Raw genomic sequence first — 15,141 nt, 5'->3', positions numbered from 1 at the left:
GTGCTAGCTTTGCGTACCGTCACTTATTGCACTGAAAACGAGGAGACCCCGGGTACGACCTCAAAAGCCTGGTGCAACCCGTCGTGGAGCCCGTGGTGTCGTTGCTGCTGTACGTGTGCAGCCAGGCCAGCGAGATCGGCGACGGCACGCGCCAGCCCGCCAACCCCACGCCCAAGCACACCAAGCGCGGATGGCGTCTTTTTCCGGCGGAGAAGCCTACGACCTGGGATGTGGGCGTGCGCATGGGGTCAGCCTTACGCAGGGCCTACCAGGCACGCCAGACGGGTGTGTCAGGCGAGCATGGCGGCCCGGAGCCGCACGTGCGCATCGCCCACTGGCACGGCTTCTGGTCTGGACCGCTCAAGAGGCCCGACGGCAAAGAGATCCCCAACTCCGAGCGTCGCTTCGACGTGCGCTGGCTGCCCCCGATCGCCGTGAACGTGAAGGACGTTGACCAGCTCGCCGCGGTCATCAAGCCCGTCAAGTGATCGCGTCGGTGCGTCTGGTGCTAACCGCCCTTCGCCAACTTCGCCGTGGCCAGGATGAGGAGGTAGTAGCTGCCTGGCTGGGTGTAAAAGTCGCAGAGATGGCCCGCTACTGCCGGCTTCAATGGCCGCATCCTGTTGGTCTGGACGGCGGTGCACTATCCTGACGCGCTCGTTGCGGCGACAGTGTTAACGCTCACGGTGAACTGACCCGGGGTCCGCACGCATTTTCCGGAGTTGCGAAAAACGTAGAGGCGGCCGCGTCGGACTCCATGAGGTCATGGAGGCAAGTCATCGCCCATGTTCACCCTGGCGGCACCGTCCAGTCGCAGACAGACAAGACGTGCATATACTGCATGTAACTCCAGTAGGTCGGCTTGGCAAACAGCATGACCTTGCCCACCGCCACTGGCAAGCAGTTCGAGCGGGGAGGGCATGCTATGGAAACGATCTCTGAAAGCAGGGTTGGGGCGCGCAATGACATCTGATGTAGGCAGGCCCACCGACTTTTCGGCTCTCTTGATTGCCTTCCGAGAGACCGACGCAGCATTGGCCGCTCAGGCCGCAAAAGCGGTCAACGTCAGCCTGACGCTGCGCAACTGGTGCTTTGGCTTCTACCTGACCGAGTTCGAACAGAACGGTGCAGACCGGGCAGACTACGGGCTTCGTCTGGTTGACGAGGTTTCTGCTCGCCTTGGGAAAGCTGGCGTTGGAGGCGTTGCTCCCCGAAGCTTGCGTTTGTACAGACAGTTTTATCTGAGCTACCCAGGAATTTGGCAGACACCGTCTGCCAAATCATTGGCGACAATTTTGCCCCTTCCGATTTGGCAGACGATGTCTGCCAAATCTGTCGATGCAGCGGCACAGCAGCCGGCACTGGCCAACGTGCCCGCGACAGTCCCGGCGCATCTATTGCTGGAACGGCTGTCGTTCTCACACTTCGTTGAGCTGCTGCAACTGGACGACGCACTGCAGCGGGCCTTCTACGAAGCTGAAGCGGTCCGCGGTACTTGGTCAGTGCGCGAGCTCAAGCGACAAATCGCCACCCAGTACTACCAACGCAGCGGCATGTCGACCGACAAGGCTTCGTTGTCCGAACGAGCGCATGCCACAGCCGAGCGGGCAGTGCCACAACAAGTAATCCGCGACCCCTACGTCTTCGAGTTTCTAGGCCTCAGGCCGCACGAAGCCCTGACTGAGGGGCAGCTCGAAGATGCGCTCCTGGACAGGCTCCAAGCATTCCTGCTGGAGCTGGGCCACGGATTCTGTTTCGAGGCACGACAGAAGCGACTTCTGATCGGCGGCGAGCACTTTTTCGTGGACCTCGTCTTCTACCACCGAGTGCTCAAGTGCCATGTGCTCCTCGAACTGAAGAACGACGCTTTCCGCCACGAGCATCTGGGCCAGCTGAACAGCTACGTCAGCTACTACCAGCAGCACGAAATGAGCGAAGGCGACCAGCCGCCAATCGGCATCTTGCTGTGTACGCGCAAGAACGCCGAACTGGTGCAGTACGCCTTGGCCGGTATGAGCAACCAACTGTTCGTATCGCGGTACCAAGTGCAGTTGCCAGGTGCAGACGAGATTGTCGCGTTCTTGCATCGTGCAGTGGAAGAGCTGGACGGGGAGTGACCGGGAGGTCCGATCCTTCAAAGAAGGCAAGCCCCACCACGAACAGGAAACAGCCAGGCCCCAACACAGACCGACCCATTCGGCACGTGCCGGGGGAACCGTCGCAGAGCCTTACAGCGCTGCGTCCTTAAGCTTCTTCAGCGAGCGGACCTTCACGCGCACCGAGGCGGGCTTGGCCGCGAACTCGCGCTCCACCTTGGTGAACGGGTCGATGCCGCGGCGCTTCTTCTTCGCGGGAATCGCAACCGCGGTGACCTTGAGCAGACCGGGGAGCGTGAACTCGCCCAGGCCCTTCTTGTTCAACGAGGCGACCATCGTGGCTTCGAGCGCGGCCAGCACAGCCTTCACAGCCTTGGGCTCGACGCCGGTCGTCTCGGCCAGATGGGCTTGAAGGGTGGACTTGTTGAACGCCGTCTTGATCGGCTTGAGTGCGGCGGGCGCCGCCGCGGTCTTCTTGGCGGGTGCCGCCTTCTTTGCAGCAGCCTTCTTGGTTGCCGGTGCCGCCGTCTTCGCGGCAGTGGTCTTCTTTGCAGTTGCCATGTTGGAATCGTCCTTCTTCTGTGAGATGCGCTGTGTCGCGCGTGACGATTCTAAGAAGGCGAGTCGAAACAGGAGCGGCGGGTACAACGCGCCGCGGATCGACGGTTGGCCGTGGCAGGATCAACAGGGCGGTTGCCGCTGCAAGGACACCCTACGGTTTGGCGCGAACTGCAGCGACTTGCTTGTCGTGGAGAAGGCAACGTGCCAGAGGCTGTACCACGGCGCCCACAGGATGCGCAGGGTGAACCGCCCCGGGACGGTTCAGGGCGCAGATCGACGTGCGGTTAAGCGCTGGTTGAGCAGGGCACGTCGGGTGATGCCGGGCACGGCCACACTTGAAGCCGGGAGCACACGCGCAGAGGGTTGACGGTAGGAGGCACGAGGGAGCCCGCACACCGCCCCCATCGCCCCACCGATCAGTCGCGTGGGGCCCGCCGCAGCTGAGCAAGCACGGCGAGCTCGTGCCGCAGTTCCTCGAGGTGCCGAGCAGCCTCTCGGTGAAGCTCTGTGGCGCTGTCAGGCAGCGGCTCGCCCGAAGGCATGCAGCCCGACTCTGCTGCGTCGCGCAGGATGTTGACAGCGGCCCGCAATGCGGTGTCCAGGTCGATGTCCATCGTAGAACTCAATACCAAATCTTGAAAGCCGCCACCAGCAGCAGCATGCCGGTTGCGATCCAGCAGACCGCATAGAGTCCATAGGGAGGCGGCTTCACCTGCGCGAGAAACTCTGCGAGCTGCCGATTCTGGCCCCCCACGTTGCGGCTTCGGCTCACGACGACACGCATCCACGCGTGTTGCAGACCTTCGACGAAACAGCCCGCGGCACAGAGCAACACGAGCGGGAAGACCCACCACAGGACCGACGACAGGGTTTCGACTTCTTGCATGGGCAGGCCTCAAGTGCTGGGCTCCGGCTTGGCGATGAAGCTCAAGCAGGCAGTGCATTGTCGCCGTGCTCAGCCTGGTCTCTTCAAGGGTCTCCGGCCCCGCTGGCACGTGGCCTCCTCGTCGCGTTGCTCTGGTGTTCCAGGAACACAGTCCTGTGCGTCCCGGTCGCGCGGACGAGCCATCACCTTGTCGGCGCCAGACAACCCGACCATCGCGTGTCAGCTGCGTTTGACTATGGCCGAACCAGTTTGCTAGATTGCGCGCCGTGAACTGCCGAAACGCAAACACGCGGCGCCTCGGTTCTTGAAAGGCGCACGGCTCAACCCTTAAGGTCGGGCCCAGAACACATCTGTCACTGCAACCGGACGGGGATCAACTTCCCCGTCCGGACCTTGCAGTCAAGCTCGGGTATGCCGGTCTCCTCCCATTTTTTGGAGATCACCATGGCATCCCAAGCTCAAGCTCAATCCAAGTACTTCAACTTGCACGTTTCCGGCATCGGCTACCTCAGCCGCGTCCGCTGGGTCGACAACAACAGCCGCAGCGGCGGCCGTCGATCCGAACCGTTCCTGAGCTGCGCCATCAACGCGCTCCGGGGCAGTCCCGACGATCCGCGGTACTGCCGGCCAGGCACATCTCTCATCAACCCCGACGGGCGCACGCCCGCCGGGGTGGCTCCCGTTCCCATGTGGAGCTCACCATGAACCCGATGGGTTCCCCCAGCGCCTGCACTGCGGGCGCTGCGGGAAACCATCCACCAACACCATGGTTTCAGGCGCGTTCAGTCTTGCGAGCGCGCCCGGCGGCAACGCCGAGGCACATCTCACCACCATCAACCCGACAGGTTGCCGCCTGTCGGGGCGGCCTTCTGTCACAACCCAGGAGTTTCGATGTTCATGCATTCACACGCGCCAGCTCCGCAAGAGGCGGCCACGGCCGCGCGACCCGTACACGGGGTTCTCGCCGTCGCCTGCGGCAGGTCTGATCTGAAGCTGACGGTGCTGCAAAGCGCCGCCGGCTTCTACCTCGGCACCTTCTGCCCAGCGGACGGCCCCTTCACACGGGAGTCCGTCGAGTACTTCCCGACCCGTTTGTTGGCGGACGATGCGCTTCGCAGCGGCCGCTGGACGCAGCGCGCGCACCTTTGATCCCTAGCCAGCAGGCCACTTTTCCTCAACCGCAGGACTGCAAGCCCTGCGGGGCCTGCATCCGCCCATGGACATCCACATGTCATTCATTCGCTCGCAGGAACTGCCTACCGCCGAACCGTGGAAACGCAGTCGCTCAAAGTGCAGGACGAAACTGTTTTGACCATGATCACTTTGCTGCCAGTGAAATCATGATCACGGCGGCGAAGGCTCGCTGACCAGCCCTCATGGCACTTGCTGTTGCTGTCCTACTGGCTCGGAGAAAATGCCGGCATGCTCGAAGAGTACCGCTGGCTTGCTTCGCTCGATGTCCTGCGTCTAGAGTGCGATGGGATGACCCGCGTGATCTCTGCGCTCCTGCAGCGCGACGGCATCGCTCATCGACCCATGGCGGGACGCTTGAACGTAGAGGCAGCCGGCCAGATTGAGCCGCACTACTGGATCGAACTGGACGACGGCCGTCACATCGACCTGCGCGCCCGGATGTGGCTTGGGGACAAGCCAGGTGTTCCACACGGCTTCGTACCGGCAGATGCGGCTGGCGTTCGGTATGAAGGCAGCGCGTTCGAGGTGCAGGCCAATCCGATCGTGTTCTGGGCGCTCACCGACACCACGATCGAAGCATTCGGATCACCAGACTTTCTGAAGGTGCGCGCCCAGGCCGGATGACTTCACTCCAGGCGTCAGCCTTGAACTTCCTAAGTGGCCGGCGAGAATGACCCCATGAACAAGTCACAGATGATCCAGACGGGTTGGCTGGTCGAGACCGCCGCCGGCCTGATGTACTGGCCGATGTCGGAGTTGGCGGAGGCATTCAAGTACTGCGAGGCCGACGCCAAGCCGGTGCCAGCTTGGGCATACGCCTCCGAGTTGGATGCGCATCAGAGCGCCCAGGCGACGCAGGAAGCCTGAGGACATCACCCTCGACCTCGGATGGACAAGATCACTGAGCAGGAACTACTCGGGCTCGCAGCCAGTGCGGCGGGGTACGAACACCGCTGGGACGGCGATGCCCTCGCAATGTATGTACGGCCGATCGGGTCCACCGAGGCTTTCCGGCTCTGGCGCCCTTTGACCGACGACAGCGACGCAGGACTGCTTGCACAGCAACGGGCCATCCGCGTGCTTGTTGGGAACGACAAGGTCGACGCCCTGTCTCCCGAGGCGCATGTGCACGAGCGGCTCGGCCTGGATCGCCGCGCGGCGATACGGCGCGCAGTCGTCCGGGCCGCTGCTGCCCGCGCTCGAATTCCCGCCACTTCGTAGCGTTCGGTCGTCGAAGCGTTGAACAGGGCATCGCGGATCGATATGAACTCGCTCGTCCGGAATGGACCTTGATGCTCATCGCCAAATGCTCGGTTAGAGGCTTGCGCGCCCCCGCGCGTTTGCACGCTGTTGCGTCCCACATCATCGACACGGACACCGACGATCTGCCGGCCGGAGCAGATGCTTGGATCACATGCGTCCAGGCCTTGCCCCACATGGACCCTGTCTGGCCCGGCAAGCTGTTCCTCACGCTGACCGTAGAAGGCGATGACTATGTGGCGGGCGATGCTGCCTACCTGCAGCAGTCTTTCGAAAGCACACCTGTTCCCCCCGGGAGCCTGTTCATCGTTGACCCGCTCACGCCGCATTGGTTGTTGGACCCGGACTCCGTGTACGGAACGGAACAGGCGTCGCGCTGGATCGGTCTGCAGTGGGAGCTTCCGCGTTCGCAAGCCGCCGAGCGGTGCGCCGAGATCGTGCATCGCTTGAAAGGCAGGTGGCAGAAGATCTACGACGAGCGATACCGGGCCTGGCTGCCGGGCTGAAGGGGCTCACCAGCCCTGCGATCACAGCTCGCTCGCGCAGCGCGATCTATCAGCTTGTGCGCGTCGAGTGACCCGTGCTTGTTCGCGGCCCTCCGCAAAATCGATGCTGTTCTGAACATCGACCACCAAAGCCAGGACTTACGACGCCGATACTTCAAGCATGACGAACGAACTGAGCATGCGCGAACGGGCGGCCAAGGCGGCAGGCCTCACCGTCGATCCGAACACCAAGTACACAGAAAAGTGGACCGTGCGCAACCAGCGCGGCGACCTCTTCGACTGGGCCCCCTGGGCTGACGATGGCGATGCCCTTCGCCTGGGTGCCGCAGTTGCCATGCAGCTGCAGATCCGCAAGCAGGTCGGCGTGGATGCGGGCGAAGCAGCGGTGACCGCTGGCAGTAACCATGCCGTTGAGACCTACACAGGCGACTGCATGCCCGCCGTTCGCCTCGCGATCCTGCGCGCCGCCGCTGCCTGCGCCTGATCCCCAAGCCACTGGCCAGATGAGCAGCGATCTCGCCTACCGCGCCATGGTGTTCGCCAGGACGGCGCACGCTGGCCAGGTGCGCAAGTACACCGGCAATCCGTATGCGGACCATCTGGCTGAAGTCGCAGGGATCCTCGCCACCGTGGACAACCGGCTGGAGTCGCTCGCCGTTGCGTGGCTGCACGACACCGTCGAGGACTGCGGCGTCGATCCTGCCGAGTTGCTGGACATGTTCGGGGAAGAGGTCCGGCTGGGCGTGGTGCTGCTGTCGGACCTGGAGGTCGGCAGCCGTGCGGATCGCAAGGCGGCGTCACGTGCCCGGCTTGCCACGGCGCCCGGTTGGGTGCAGACCATCAAATGCGCTGATCTCATCAGCAACACCAGCAGCATCGCCAGGCACGACCCAAAGTTCGCGGAGACCTACCTGGCCGAGAAGCGCGCCCTGCTGGAGGTGCTGTCCAGCGCGGACCCGCGGTTGCTCGGGCTTGCCCGTGCGCAGGCCGGTCTCGCATGAGATCCCCGCCCGTTGGGGGCACGGCGCCCTTCGCCACAATTGAGTCTATGACGGACGACTCAGCTCCTTTCGAGGTCCGCGCAGACCCGACCCGCGGGACCGTATGGGTCAACGGCTTCGATGGCTCTTGCATAGCCCGCTTCAGCAAGCGGTATGGCATCGACGTCCACCGGACCGCATCGGCTCAGCTGGCAGGGGAGGGCGAATGCATCATGTGCACGCACGAGCCGGCGAACCATGCATCCAGGCTGCTTTTCGTGAACGCAATGCGGGAGCACCACGGCGTGACGGTCCCGCACGATTTGTTGAGCTGGTCGTAGGCAGCCGCGGCATGCGCAGGGCCTCGTCGCGGCAGCCTACAACGCTGACGCTCAGGCTCAATGATTGGCTACGCCGACTCGGTCGGCTTGCCTGGCAGCGTCGCTTCGAAAGACGGATGCTGCTTCCCGCGCAGTCGCAGCTTGTCGATGTTCAAGCAGGAGTCCATGCGCAAACGCAGCGCGATGTTGTTGCCGATCCCGAGCTGGTGGTTGACCCAACCCACGCAGTGCGCTTCATCGGTTTCGTGACAGGCCATTGCGCGCAGTGGCGCGCCGGGCACAGGCAATGCGCCCGGCTCGGCGATGGTCTCGACGAGCGCCTGGTGCTTCGTCTCGCAGTAGCCGTCAGGAATGTCGTGCGGATCCACGTCTACGCGCCAGGGACACTTCTCACACTGGGCCGTGCGCTTGAGTTTCCAGTTCGTCATTGCGGTGATCTACCTGGCGTCGGGAGAATGACCTCCACAGCCGTCCCGTAGCTGAAACAGCCATCGTGCGCGTCGATCTCGTCCAGGTCATGCTCCATGTCCCAAGCGCAGTCTTCGTGGTACATGAAACGATGCAGCCCAGGAGACTCGTCGTCCAGGTTGCCTTCGATGACAACCCCCTCGCCGCAAATCGCGGCGCCGCAGTAGCAGCACGCCGTTCCGGCCTTCACAAGACAGGTCTGCCGCGAGGTTTCGACAAGGTGTACATCGCACATGGTGCGATTGTGGCCGAGCACGGGATTGCCGCGTGGCTGGCGACCTGCTAGCAACATGGCCGGGCCAGGACAACGCTACCTGGTCTTGGAACGTTCGACGTGCACCTTCAACGTCTCGCGTTCCGATCAGCCCTTTGCCAACTCGTTCAACTCATGCAGACCGTCTGCGGCCCACCGTCGGAACTCCTGAACCTTGCGGCGACTTTCGGCGAATCGTTCTTTGTCCGCCTCGACAGGCTTCATCAGGGCAAGCAACGCTTCGTAGTTCTTTCCTGTGTCCAGCAGACGGACCAAGATCTCTCGCCGCTTGGCGATGAAGTGCAGCTTGAGGTGATCCGCGATGGGGATTTTCATGTCCACGGCCGCGCGCCAGAGCTCGATCTGAGTCTCGAGCTCCTCCGTGTCCAGGGTGACAGTGATCAAGGCCATGCGTTGATTCTCGCGCGCGCAGCGGCTGTAGGCAGGGCACGCAGCCCGTACCCGCCCTCAGAAGACGATAGGATTTCGGTTTGCCAGAGAAAGCAGCCGGACCAGCTGGCCATTTCACTTGAGGTCCGCAGACAGCAGAACCATGATCGAAACCGATAAATTGAAGAAGCAGCGCGAAGCGCGGCTTGCAGCTGAAGCATTGTTCGATCCGATTGCACCCCCTCCCCAGACCGCGGCAGCGACCGTCGTCACGATCCGGCACCGCCGCCTGTCATCGAATGCTGCCGAGCACGTTGCAGCAGCCTCTCCCGACGCGCCGACCACGGCGGCCGCGAGGCCGGCCCGGACTCATATCGTCGCGGCGGAACCCGCAGCTTCGGCCCGAGATACAGCCGCGGTCACCGAGCCGAAAGTCATTCCTCTCGACACAGCACCTCTAGAAGCCAAGTCGACCGACGTCCAGCCGGTTGAGACGCTGGCGGGCATTGCTGAGCCAACGGTGCTCGCCGGCGAGACCGTCACTGCTCCCGCGGCCGATCCTGTAACGGCGCCGACACCGCCAGAGCCGCGCAAGACTCGACGGGCCGCGACGGCAACACTCGCCGTGAACCCACAACCAGTCCAGAAGAGCGTGACGAATCGCGTGGCCATCGCACCGCGAAGGACCGCTCCAAAGCGTCCGGAGTCGAAGACCAAGGCGCGGCAAGACCACGTGCCTTCAGTGCAGAACCTGCCAACTACGAGCAGCTTTGATGCCTATGAATGGCCGGTGTACCCCAAGCTCATTGCTCAGATCGAGGAGCTCAAGCGCAAGGCGCAGGTCGTGCGTGAGCGTGAGACTGCGCAGGCGCTCGAGTGGATAAAGGGAGCCATCCGGCAGTACGGCCTATCCGCACACGACCTGGGTTTCAACCAAGGCAAGCTGTAGCCCGTAGCTCACGATATTGAACGCGCAAGGAAGCGCGGCAAGAGCAATCCGCCCTTGCCCGATCGGGACGCTCAACACATCAGATCTCGTTCCCCGACGCCACGAGGTTGCGTTGTGGGAGCCAAGGGCTTGCCCGGTTCGGCACTGGCGGCTGCGGCTTCGGTGAGTCTGGGTGAGTCAGCCATTGACGGTCTTCCTCGGAAGAAGCTCGGCCGGCACATCGCGCAGCTCGCGCGCGTCATCCATGAAGAACCGGGGCTTCCCGACTTGCACGTAGCACTCGCGATGCTGGTCCCACTTGAACCGGTGCTCGATGCCGCGACGCCGGGCCACGAGCTGGTTGTCAGGAGTCTGGCGCACGATGGCAACCGAGCGTGGGTTTTCAGCCTCTCCGCTACGCCACCGCACTGTGACCATGAGGCACTGCGGCAATTTGGCATCCTCGGCATCGTGCGCGTCTTCGACGGCATGGTAGGCCGCAGCGAGTTCAGACCGCAATTGCTGCAGCCCAGCCTCGGCTGCCTTGATCTCGGCCTGCTTCGCTTCGACTGCCTGGTGCGCGAGTGCAACCGAATTAAGCTCCTTGGTCTTCTTCGTCATGCGCCATCCTTCAGCAATTGCTGCACAGCCGTCGTTCAGCCTGGCGATGCGCCGGGCTGCACCAGGCTAAACAGCCGACCGACTGTGCCGCACCTGAACGTCTTCCGACTGCCTGGAAGCGGGGCACAGAACGCTGAAACGCCTCCTCTAGTCCGCCCTTGCCCGCATCCCAAGAGTCGTTCGACATCCGGGAAAGTTCACGCAGCCCCAGAACCAGCTTCCGCCCGCTCGCGGCGCACGCTCTGTCATCTTCACTCCGCAGTTCACACAGGTCGGCTTCCAGTACTCGCCGTCTAGCGCGACAGCCAACAGCTCGGCCTGCTGCTGCGGCGTGCGCCGACCAATGAGCTCGAGCAGTGCGTCGACATCGAGTAGCCCGATGCCGTTGGCACGCGCAAACTCGATGGCATCTTCCGTGAAGGTCGAGGTCGTGGCGAACTGGCCGTTGTGCACCTTCTGCGCGGCCATCACGCCGCGCAGCTCCCGCATCTTGTCCACGCCGACCCGCTTGTCCTGCCAGTGCTTGCATTGGACCAGGCTGATCGGAGTGTTCGGGTCCTGGCGAGAAAGCACCCAGATGTCCACACCGCCGTCAGCACCGTGTGACTGCGCCCGTGTTTGAAAGCCGCCCTGCTGCATGAGCTTCTCGACTACTGCTTCGAAACGGCGCCACTCGATGGTGTCGAAAACCGTCCTGCTCCAGGAGTCCGGGCGCGCCAGAGGCATGGGCCGGGGCGCATCGCGATCTCCGGGCGGTACCGGGGGGCTGCTTGCCTGCCTGGATGGTGAAGGCTCCGTGCGGCGCCCCCGCGTCTCCCGAGGCGCGACCTTGAGCGCGGGTGAGTCCTGCGTCCTGCGCCGGCCAATCACGTAGCCGATCCCAAGCAGCACGCCACCGACCGCGAGGACGAACCAGCCGGATGCTCCGATTGAGCGGAGCGCGGCGCCGATCGGCGAACTGCCCAGCAGCAGGGGCAGGAGAAGCAGCACCACTCCCAGCGTGATCAGCTTCACGCCCGCGGCTTGCAGATTTCGCGCGGTGCCCAAGTTGCCCTTCTTGTTCCGTCTTGCCATTCGCCTGTCGCCTCCTTTTGGCCGGCGATGTTACGGCGACGTCCGCCAGCTGGGCTTTGGAGTTCGCCATCGGCCTTGCGCTCGTCACAGCCCTTCAGATGAGGGCCTCACACGGCGGTCGCGTGTACCTGACGTCGCTGTATCTTCAAACGCTGCACCCCGCGTGTTGGGCGAAGGCTCGCTGCGCACGTCGGCGCTTCCTCCTACTGTGACTCGCGGCAATGCCAAGTAAGCTGTCGCGCTCAAATCTTGAGCAGCCGGACCATGCCTCTTCGCATCTTCATCGTTGAGGACAAGCCAGCCATCCAGAGATTGTTGGCCGAGGCCCTGGAAGAGGGGATAGAGAACTGCACCGTCGTCGGCTGGGCTGCATCTGAATCCGAAGCAGTCCAAGCCATGCGGGCGGTTGAATGGGACATCGCGCTTGTCGACCTGTTCCTCGAACAAGGATCAGGCGCGGGAGTTCTGGCCGCCTTCAAAGAGCGATCGCCTCGCAAGCACATGTATGTCGTCACCAACCACGGCAGCCTTTCAATCCGCCAAGAATGTGCAACGCTCGGAGTGGATGCGGTGTTCGACAGATCGAAAGAGCTCGACGCGCTGCTCGATCGTGTAAGGGACGTGAGCAGGGCACTGGCGGGTCGCTGACGTCCCGCGGGGCCAAGCCTAGGACGCCAGAAGCGGACACGCGCCTGGAGAGTTCAGCCAGCTGAGCAGGCCTTCAGAGCGCGTCCAACGCTGCTCTTGGCTGTCGCTTCATCGGCCGGCGCCGTGCTGATGTAGCAGCCCGAGGTCCCGCGCCAGACCGCGGGGTAGCACGAGCACGACCCTTGAGGAACCCCGCGGCTGCGAGAAGGCATGAAACTCGACGTCGTCGACCTCCAGGTAGACAGGGTCGGCATCGGTGCGGGCGCGATGGGTCCAACCATCGTCGTAGACATGGAAGGCTGGTGTGCCATCAGCACTGTCCCGACGATTGATCGTCGTCCGCTGCTCGGCTGCTTCGTGACCGTGAACCGCGCGCATGTCATTCCTCCTTGAATGCCCCGAAGATAGAGATCGCCGAGACATTCGTCAGCCACCGGATCCGGTGGGTTGACCAGGCCGAAGGGATCGGCAAGGCGCTCTTCGATCAGGCTCAGCAGCGCGAGGTGGCGTGCTGACAAGCCGGTCGGCCGAGGCGCCCGGGTTGTCCCTGCGCGCGGTGGACAACGGTGTGGGCAACGGTTGTGAAACCGCCTGCAAGCGTTGCCTGGTGCGGCTTGCGTCGCGATGCCCACGAAATAGGCACCTGCGTCTCGTGATGGTCGCGCTACTCCTGCCTCCGGTCGTGCGGGTGATCGCCCCTCATGCAACTTGGGGATGCTGCTGGCCGCCAGGCTTGCTCAAATTCGATGCAGCCATGGAGTTGCCGCCATCCTTCATCGCGTGGAAAGAAGCCGAAGAGCGCGCCGCTGATGCGGAACGCGCCCGCAATGCCTTGCACGACATCGGCCTGCCCGTTCCGTCGGAGTTGACCGCAGAAGCTAAACGACTTCGATCGTTGGCCACGTCGCTGCTGCATGCCATGGCCAAGGAGTTCAAGAGCAGCTGATCCCACCGTTCTGCCGCGCGGGCGGCACTTGGCTCCGCCGCGTCGCGGCCATCAGCCCGGGCCCGCCTCGCTGCCTGCCATCTTGCGCAGCACGGCGACTCCAGCTTCTTCGTTTGGCGCACAGAACCAGGTTTGCGGCCAACTGTGGGTGATCGTTTCGTCGTACTCGGTCCCCTGGTACTGACGAAATCCTCCGCGCACGCGAACGAGCTTGACCTTGTGCATCTGCAGCAGCTGCTTGCCGGGCAACGGCAAGGTCAGGAGCTCGGCGTGCCAGTAGGGAAAGTTGCCCCAATCTCGGCAGAGCAGCGCTCCGGCAATGGGCGGTGCCGCGGCGATCTCGGCGGCCGCAAGCTTCAGGCCCTGACGGCGCATTCGGAACACGACACAGCGAAAGGCGGCCTTGGTCCGCGCATCAACGTCGGCAGCGCTACCCGGCGTGCAGTTCGCAATCCGATACCAACCAGAGCCAGGCTCAAACCACGGCGCAACGTCGCTCATGATGCCCGGACCTCGAACCACGCATCGGAGATGTCGGCCAAGTTCTGGAGCCCGATGGCACGGGCTGCAAGGGTTGCGCGCTGCCATGTCCTTGCAAGCACTTGCTCGTCTGCAATCAGCGCGCGACCGTGGAACTCGGCCTCTTGCAAAACGCGCAACAGATCCCGCACTTGATCCGATGAGCCGATCTTGTCTTCGAGTGCCTTCTCGAAACGCGCCTCAGCCAGGGCTCGCTCTCGTGCGCCAAGATCGGAACCACGCAGCTTGATGGTGTACGACGGCGGCGGCGGCGCAGCAGCGACAGGAGGAGGAGAGGAGTCGAGATCGAAGGAAAGTTGGACACCGGTTTGCAGAATCGGCTCCCTTGAGATACTGTTTGCATGAACAGTATAAGCCGCCCCCACGGCATCCCGTGAGGCCGTATCCCCGGATGTGCCGGATTTTCGACACCGGCGTAGGATGAACCGATGTGCTACTCCAGCCGAGTGGAAGCCGACTACCGCCGCTACCTGCGCGTAGCCGGCGGTGCGCGGTTGAGCTACGCCGCTTTCATGGCGGCGTTCCAGCGGCGCGCGGCCGGTGCCAAGATCGCGTTCCCGCGTGCGCTGGAAGACTCGTTTCTTTCGGGATCCTCACCCGAAGACCAGGCACTGGGCGCGCTGATCCGCGAGCACCGCGAAGCCGAGGCCACCGGCCTGCAGCAAAAGCTCTTCGCGCAGCGCGCGCGCCTCGTGGAGGCGGAGCGAAAGCTTGCGGCGCGGACCACGAAGACGGCCACCGAGAGCAAGCGGATCGCGCTGGCCAAGATCGAAGGCTACCGGAAGGCGTTGGCCGGGGAGGTAGCGGGTGGCAGCGCGCGCATCTATCCCTTCCACTACGCTCCGGTCGTCACGGTCCTGAACGGCGATAGGGTGGTCCTGCCCATGCGTTACCACCTGCGGCCAGCTGGTGCGCCCGCATCCTTCGACGAGGACTACGATGGGTGCTACAACGCGCGCCGCGGGAGCCTCACACGCTTCTGGCGAGGGCAGTTCGGCCACAGCCATGGCCTGGCCCTCTGGGAGTGCTTCTACGAGCACGTGAGGCCAGCCGACAAGGACGTTGTGCTCGAGTTCTCTCCTGCGGGCCAGCCGCTGATGGCCGTCGCGTGCCTGGTTTCCCATTGGACACCGGCGCCGGGCTCCGACGAGCCCGACTTCTGGTCCTTCGCTGCCGTGACCGACGAGCCGCCACCTGAGGTGGCCGCCGCTGGCCACGACAGGTGCATCGTGCCGTTGAAGCCCGAGCACCACGAGGCCTAGCTGAACCCTGATCCGACAAACCTGGGTGCACTGCAGGCCATGCTCGACGACCGCGAGCGCTATTTCTACGAGCACAGGATGGCCGCATGAGCGAGATCGAAGCGAAGACCCGCCAGCTGGCTGCGTATTCCACGCCATCGCGGGCACCATTCCACGCTGATGGCGGGCAGCGTTCCACGTGATCGCG

General features: G+C 63.6%; 26 protein-coding genes. 16 read left to right on the top strand and 10 right to left on the bottom strand.

Annotated features, from left to right (window positions below):
• Nucleotides 1-71: 71 nt before the first annotated feature.
• Nucleotides 72-488 (top strand): AcrVA2 family anti-CRISPR protein, encoded by a 417-nt coding sequence (locus tag IE209_RS32935; protein ID WP_189691085.1) that lies wholly within the window; start codon nucleotides 72-74, stop codon nucleotides 486-488.
• A gap of 474 nt (nucleotides 489-962) precedes the next feature.
• Complete coding sequence (locus IE209_RS32930; RefSeq protein ID WP_189691084.1) at nucleotides 963-2,117, top strand: PDDEXK nuclease domain-containing protein; 1,155 nt, start codon at nucleotides 963-965, stop codon at nucleotides 2,115-2,117.
• A 111-nt stretch (nucleotides 2,118-2,228) separates the two neighbouring features.
• Here IE209_RS32930 and IE209_RS32925 read toward each other — a convergent pair whose 3' ends face one another.
• The 3 genes from IE209_RS32925 to IE209_RS32915 form a co-directional block, all read right to left on the bottom strand.
• The gene (locus IE209_RS32925) at nucleotides 2,229-2,657 is read right to left on the bottom strand and encodes an HU family DNA-binding protein (RefSeq protein WP_189691083.1); all 429 of its coding nucleotides are present in this window, start codon (nucleotides 2,655-2,657) and stop codon (nucleotides 2,229-2,231) included.
• A gap of 416 nt (nucleotides 2,658-3,073) precedes the next feature.
• Complete coding sequence (locus IE209_RS32920) at nucleotides 3,074-3,271, bottom strand: hypothetical protein (protein WP_189691082.1); 198 nt, start codon at nucleotides 3,269-3,271, stop codon at nucleotides 3,074-3,076.
• A gap of 8 nt (nucleotides 3,272-3,279) precedes the next feature.
• Complete coding sequence (locus IE209_RS32915; protein WP_189691081.1) at nucleotides 3,280-3,543, bottom strand: hypothetical protein; 264 nt, start codon at nucleotides 3,541-3,543, stop codon at nucleotides 3,280-3,282.
• Between the two features lie 444 nt (nucleotides 3,544-3,987).
• Here IE209_RS32915 and IE209_RS34115 point away from each other — a divergent pair, with 444 nt between their 5' ends.
• The 8 genes from IE209_RS34115 (at nucleotide 3,988) to IE209_RS32875 (ending at nucleotide 7,504) form a co-directional block, all read left to right on the top strand.
• The gene (locus tag IE209_RS34115) at nucleotides 3,988-4,248 is read left to right on the top strand and encodes a DUF3577 domain-containing protein (RefSeq protein ID WP_189691080.1); all 261 of its coding nucleotides are present in this window, start codon (nucleotides 3,988-3,990) and stop codon (nucleotides 4,246-4,248) included.
• Nucleotides 4,249-4,434: 186 nt separating this feature from the next.
• Nucleotides 4,435-4,692, top strand: coding sequence for a hypothetical protein (locus IE209_RS32905; protein WP_373305469.1), 258 nt, complete (start codon nucleotides 4,435-4,437; stop codon nucleotides 4,690-4,692).
• Between the two features lie 273 nt (nucleotides 4,693-4,965).
• A complete protein-coding gene (locus IE209_RS32900) occupies nucleotides 4,966-5,361 on the top strand; it encodes a hypothetical protein (protein WP_189691079.1) in 396 nt (131 codons plus the stop codon).
• A gap of 54 nt (nucleotides 5,362-5,415) precedes the next feature.
• On the top strand, nucleotides 5,416-5,604 hold the full coding sequence (locus tag IE209_RS32895) for a hypothetical protein (RefSeq protein WP_189691078.1): 189 nt from the start codon (nucleotides 5,416-5,418) through the stop codon (nucleotides 5,602-5,604).
• A 21-nt stretch (nucleotides 5,605-5,625) separates the two neighbouring features.
• Entirely contained in the window at nucleotides 5,626-5,958 is a 333-nt protein-coding gene (locus IE209_RS32890; RefSeq protein WP_189691077.1) for a hypothetical protein, read from the top strand.
• Between the two features lie 71 nt (nucleotides 5,959-6,029).
• Nucleotides 6,030-6,503: a hypothetical protein gene (locus IE209_RS32885; protein ID WP_189691076.1), complete on the top strand. Its 474-nt coding sequence runs from the start codon at nucleotides 6,030-6,032 to the stop codon at nucleotides 6,501-6,503.
• Nucleotides 6,504-6,663: 160 nt separating this feature from the next.
• Complete coding sequence (locus IE209_RS32880; RefSeq protein ID WP_189691075.1) at nucleotides 6,664-6,987, top strand: hypothetical protein; 324 nt, start codon at nucleotides 6,664-6,666, stop codon at nucleotides 6,985-6,987.
• Nucleotides 6,988-7,006: 19 nt separating this feature from the next.
• Nucleotides 7,007-7,504 (top strand): HD domain-containing protein, encoded by a 498-nt coding sequence (locus IE209_RS32875; protein ID WP_189691074.1) that lies wholly within the window; start codon nucleotides 7,007-7,009, stop codon nucleotides 7,502-7,504.
• Nucleotides 7,505-7,892: 388 nt separating this feature from the next.
• On the opposite strand, the gene IE209_RS32870 is transcribed toward IE209_RS32875, so the two are convergent.
• The 3 genes from IE209_RS32870 to IE209_RS32860 all read right to left on the bottom strand — a co-directional run bounded on the left by IE209_RS32870 (nucleotide 7,893) and on the right by IE209_RS32860 (nucleotide 8,956).
• Nucleotides 7,893-8,252, bottom strand: coding sequence for a DUF6283 family protein (locus IE209_RS32870; protein WP_189691073.1), 360 nt, complete (start codon nucleotides 8,250-8,252; stop codon nucleotides 7,893-7,895).
• The gene (locus IE209_RS32865) at nucleotides 8,249-8,584 is read right to left on the bottom strand and encodes a hypothetical protein (RefSeq protein ID WP_189691072.1); all 336 of its coding nucleotides are present in this window, start codon (nucleotides 8,582-8,584) and stop codon (nucleotides 8,249-8,251) included. The genes IE209_RS32870 and IE209_RS32865 overlap by 4 nt, the downstream gene beginning before the upstream one ends.
• Nucleotides 8,585-8,653: 69 nt before the next feature.
• Nucleotides 8,654-8,956, bottom strand: a complete 303-nt coding sequence (locus IE209_RS32860; RefSeq protein WP_189691071.1) for a hypothetical protein — start codon at nucleotides 8,954-8,956, stop codon at nucleotides 8,654-8,656.
• 142 nt (nucleotides 8,957-9,098) lie between these two features.
• On the opposite strand from IE209_RS32860, the gene IE209_RS32855 reads away from it, so the two are divergent.
• On the top strand, nucleotides 9,099-9,884 hold the full coding sequence (locus tag IE209_RS32855; RefSeq protein ID WP_189691070.1) for a hypothetical protein: 786 nt from the start codon (nucleotides 9,099-9,101) through the stop codon (nucleotides 9,882-9,884).
• Nucleotides 9,885-10,061: 177 nt separating this feature from the next.
• Here IE209_RS32855 and IE209_RS32850 read toward each other — a convergent pair whose 3' ends face one another.
• On the bottom strand, nucleotides 10,062-10,484 hold the full coding sequence (locus tag IE209_RS32850) for a hypothetical protein (RefSeq protein ID WP_189691069.1): 423 nt from the start codon (nucleotides 10,482-10,484) through the stop codon (nucleotides 10,062-10,064).
• 147 nt (nucleotides 10,485-10,631) lie between these two features.
• Nucleotides 10,632-11,558 carry a restriction endonuclease gene (locus IE209_RS32845; RefSeq protein ID WP_189691068.1) on the bottom strand — a complete coding sequence of 309 codons (927 nt, stop codon included), beginning with the start codon at nucleotides 11,556-11,558 and terminating at the stop codon, nucleotides 10,632-10,634.
• Between the two features lie 264 nt (nucleotides 11,559-11,822).
• Here IE209_RS32845 and IE209_RS32840 point away from each other — a divergent pair, with 264 nt between their 5' ends.
• The 4 genes from IE209_RS32840 (at nucleotide 11,823) to IE209_RS32830 (ending at nucleotide 13,152) form a co-directional block, all read left to right on the top strand.
• Nucleotides 11,823-12,206 (top strand): response regulator, encoded by a 384-nt coding sequence (locus IE209_RS32840; protein WP_189691067.1) that lies wholly within the window; start codon nucleotides 11,823-11,825, stop codon nucleotides 12,204-12,206.
• A 210-nt stretch (nucleotides 12,207-12,416) separates the two neighbouring features.
• Nucleotides 12,417-12,599: a hypothetical protein gene (locus IE209_RS32835; protein WP_189691066.1), complete on the top strand. Its 183-nt coding sequence runs from the start codon at nucleotides 12,417-12,419 to the stop codon at nucleotides 12,597-12,599.
• The gene (locus IE209_RS34280) at nucleotides 12,596-12,721 is read left to right on the top strand and encodes a hypothetical protein (protein ID WP_268245987.1); all 126 of its coding nucleotides are present in this window, start codon (nucleotides 12,596-12,598) and stop codon (nucleotides 12,719-12,721) included. Before IE209_RS32835 ends, IE209_RS34280 begins: the two co-directional genes overlap by 4 nt.
• 218 nt (nucleotides 12,722-12,939) lie before the next feature.
• Nucleotides 12,940-13,152: a hypothetical protein gene (locus IE209_RS32830; RefSeq protein ID WP_189691065.1), complete on the top strand. Its 213-nt coding sequence runs from the start codon at nucleotides 12,940-12,942 to the stop codon at nucleotides 13,150-13,152.
• A 51-nt stretch (nucleotides 13,153-13,203) separates the two neighbouring features.
• Here the strand turns inward: IE209_RS32830 and IE209_RS32825 are convergent, their stop codons facing one another.
• Nucleotides 13,204-13,653, bottom strand: coding sequence for a hypothetical protein (locus IE209_RS32825; protein WP_189691064.1), 450 nt, complete (start codon nucleotides 13,651-13,653; stop codon nucleotides 13,204-13,206).
• On the bottom strand, nucleotides 13,650-14,057 hold the full coding sequence (locus IE209_RS32820; RefSeq protein ID WP_189691063.1) for a hypothetical protein: 408 nt from the start codon (nucleotides 14,055-14,057) through the stop codon (nucleotides 13,650-13,652). The genes IE209_RS32825 and IE209_RS32820 overlap by 4 nt, the downstream gene beginning before the upstream one ends.
• An 81-nt stretch (nucleotides 14,058-14,138) precedes the next feature.
• Here IE209_RS32820 and IE209_RS32815 point away from each other — a divergent pair, with 81 nt between their 5' ends.
• Complete coding sequence (locus tag IE209_RS32815) at nucleotides 14,139-14,954, top strand: SOS response-associated peptidase family protein (protein WP_308433249.1); 816 nt, start codon at nucleotides 14,139-14,141, stop codon at nucleotides 14,952-14,954.
• The last annotated feature ends 187 nt before the right edge of the window (nucleotides 14,955-15,141 follow it).

Origin of the sequence: Pseudorhodoferax aquiterrae (assembly GCF_014652235.1) — a bacterium.
GTDB classification, from domain to species: domain Bacteria; phylum Pseudomonadota; class Gammaproteobacteria; order Burkholderiales; family Burkholderiaceae_C; genus Pseudorhodoferax; species Pseudorhodoferax aquiterrae.
Note: the sequence above shows the minus strand (reverse complement) of the source record. Positions and strands in the feature narration are given on the sequence as shown.

Bases quoted from the DNA above. Each gene is read 5' to 3' on its own strand.
- IE209_RS32930 (WP_189691084.1), top strand. From the start codon at position 963: ATGACATCTGATGTAGGCAGGCCCACCGACTTTTCGGCTCTCTTGATT.
- IE209_RS32925 (WP_189691083.1), bottom strand. From the start codon at position 2,657: ATGGCAACTGCAAAGAAGACCACTGCCGCGAAGACGGCGGCACCGGCA.
- IE209_RS32920 (WP_189691082.1), bottom strand. From the start codon at position 3,271: ATGGACATCGACCTGGACACCGCATTGCGGGCCGCTGTCAACATCCTG.
- IE209_RS32915 (WP_189691081.1), bottom strand. From the start codon at position 3,543: ATGCAAGAAGTCGAAACCCTGTCGTCGGTCCTGTGGTGGGTCTTCCCG.
- IE209_RS34115 (WP_189691080.1), top strand. From the start codon at position 3,988: ATGGCATCCCAAGCTCAAGCTCAATCCAAGTACTTCAACTTGCACGTT.
- IE209_RS32905 (WP_373305469.1), top strand. From the start codon at position 4,435: ATGTTCATGCATTCACACGCGCCAGCTCCGCAAGAGGCGGCCACGGCC.
- IE209_RS32900 (WP_189691079.1), top strand. From the start codon at position 4,966: ATGCTCGAAGAGTACCGCTGGCTTGCTTCGCTCGATGTCCTGCGTCTA.
- IE209_RS32895 (WP_189691078.1), top strand. From the start codon at position 5,416: ATGAACAAGTCACAGATGATCCAGACGGGTTGGCTGGTCGAGACCGCC.
- IE209_RS32890 (WP_189691077.1), top strand. From the start codon at position 5,626: ATGGACAAGATCACTGAGCAGGAACTACTCGGGCTCGCAGCCAGTGCG.
- IE209_RS32885 (WP_189691076.1), top strand. From the start codon at position 6,030: ATGCTCATCGCCAAATGCTCGGTTAGAGGCTTGCGCGCCCCCGCGCGT.
- IE209_RS32880 (WP_189691075.1), top strand. From the start codon at position 6,664: ATGACGAACGAACTGAGCATGCGCGAACGGGCGGCCAAGGCGGCAGGC.
- IE209_RS32875 (WP_189691074.1), top strand. From the start codon at position 7,007: ATGAGCAGCGATCTCGCCTACCGCGCCATGGTGTTCGCCAGGACGGCG.
- IE209_RS32870 (WP_189691073.1), bottom strand. From the start codon at position 8,252: ATGACGAACTGGAAACTCAAGCGCACGGCCCAGTGTGAGAAGTGTCCC.
- IE209_RS32865 (WP_189691072.1), bottom strand. From the start codon at position 8,584: ATGTTGCTAGCAGGTCGCCAGCCACGCGGCAATCCCGTGCTCGGCCAC.
- IE209_RS32860 (WP_189691071.1), bottom strand. From the start codon at position 8,956: ATGGCCTTGATCACTGTCACCCTGGACACGGAGGAGCTCGAGACTCAG.
- IE209_RS32855 (WP_189691070.1), top strand. From the start codon at position 9,099: ATGATCGAAACCGATAAATTGAAGAAGCAGCGCGAAGCGCGGCTTGCA.
- IE209_RS32850 (WP_189691069.1), bottom strand. From the start codon at position 10,484: ATGACGAAGAAGACCAAGGAGCTTAATTCGGTTGCACTCGCGCACCAG.
- IE209_RS32845 (WP_189691068.1), bottom strand. From the start codon at position 11,558: ATGGCAAGACGGAACAAGAAGGGCAACTTGGGCACCGCGCGAAATCTG.
- IE209_RS32840 (WP_189691067.1), top strand. From the start codon at position 11,823: ATGCCTCTTCGCATCTTCATCGTTGAGGACAAGCCAGCCATCCAGAGA.
- IE209_RS32835 (WP_189691066.1), top strand. From the start codon at position 12,417: ATGAAACTCGACGTCGTCGACCTCCAGGTAGACAGGGTCGGCATCGGT.
- IE209_RS32825 (WP_189691064.1), bottom strand. From the start codon at position 13,653: ATGAGCGACGTTGCGCCGTGGTTTGAGCCTGGCTCTGGTTGGTATCGG.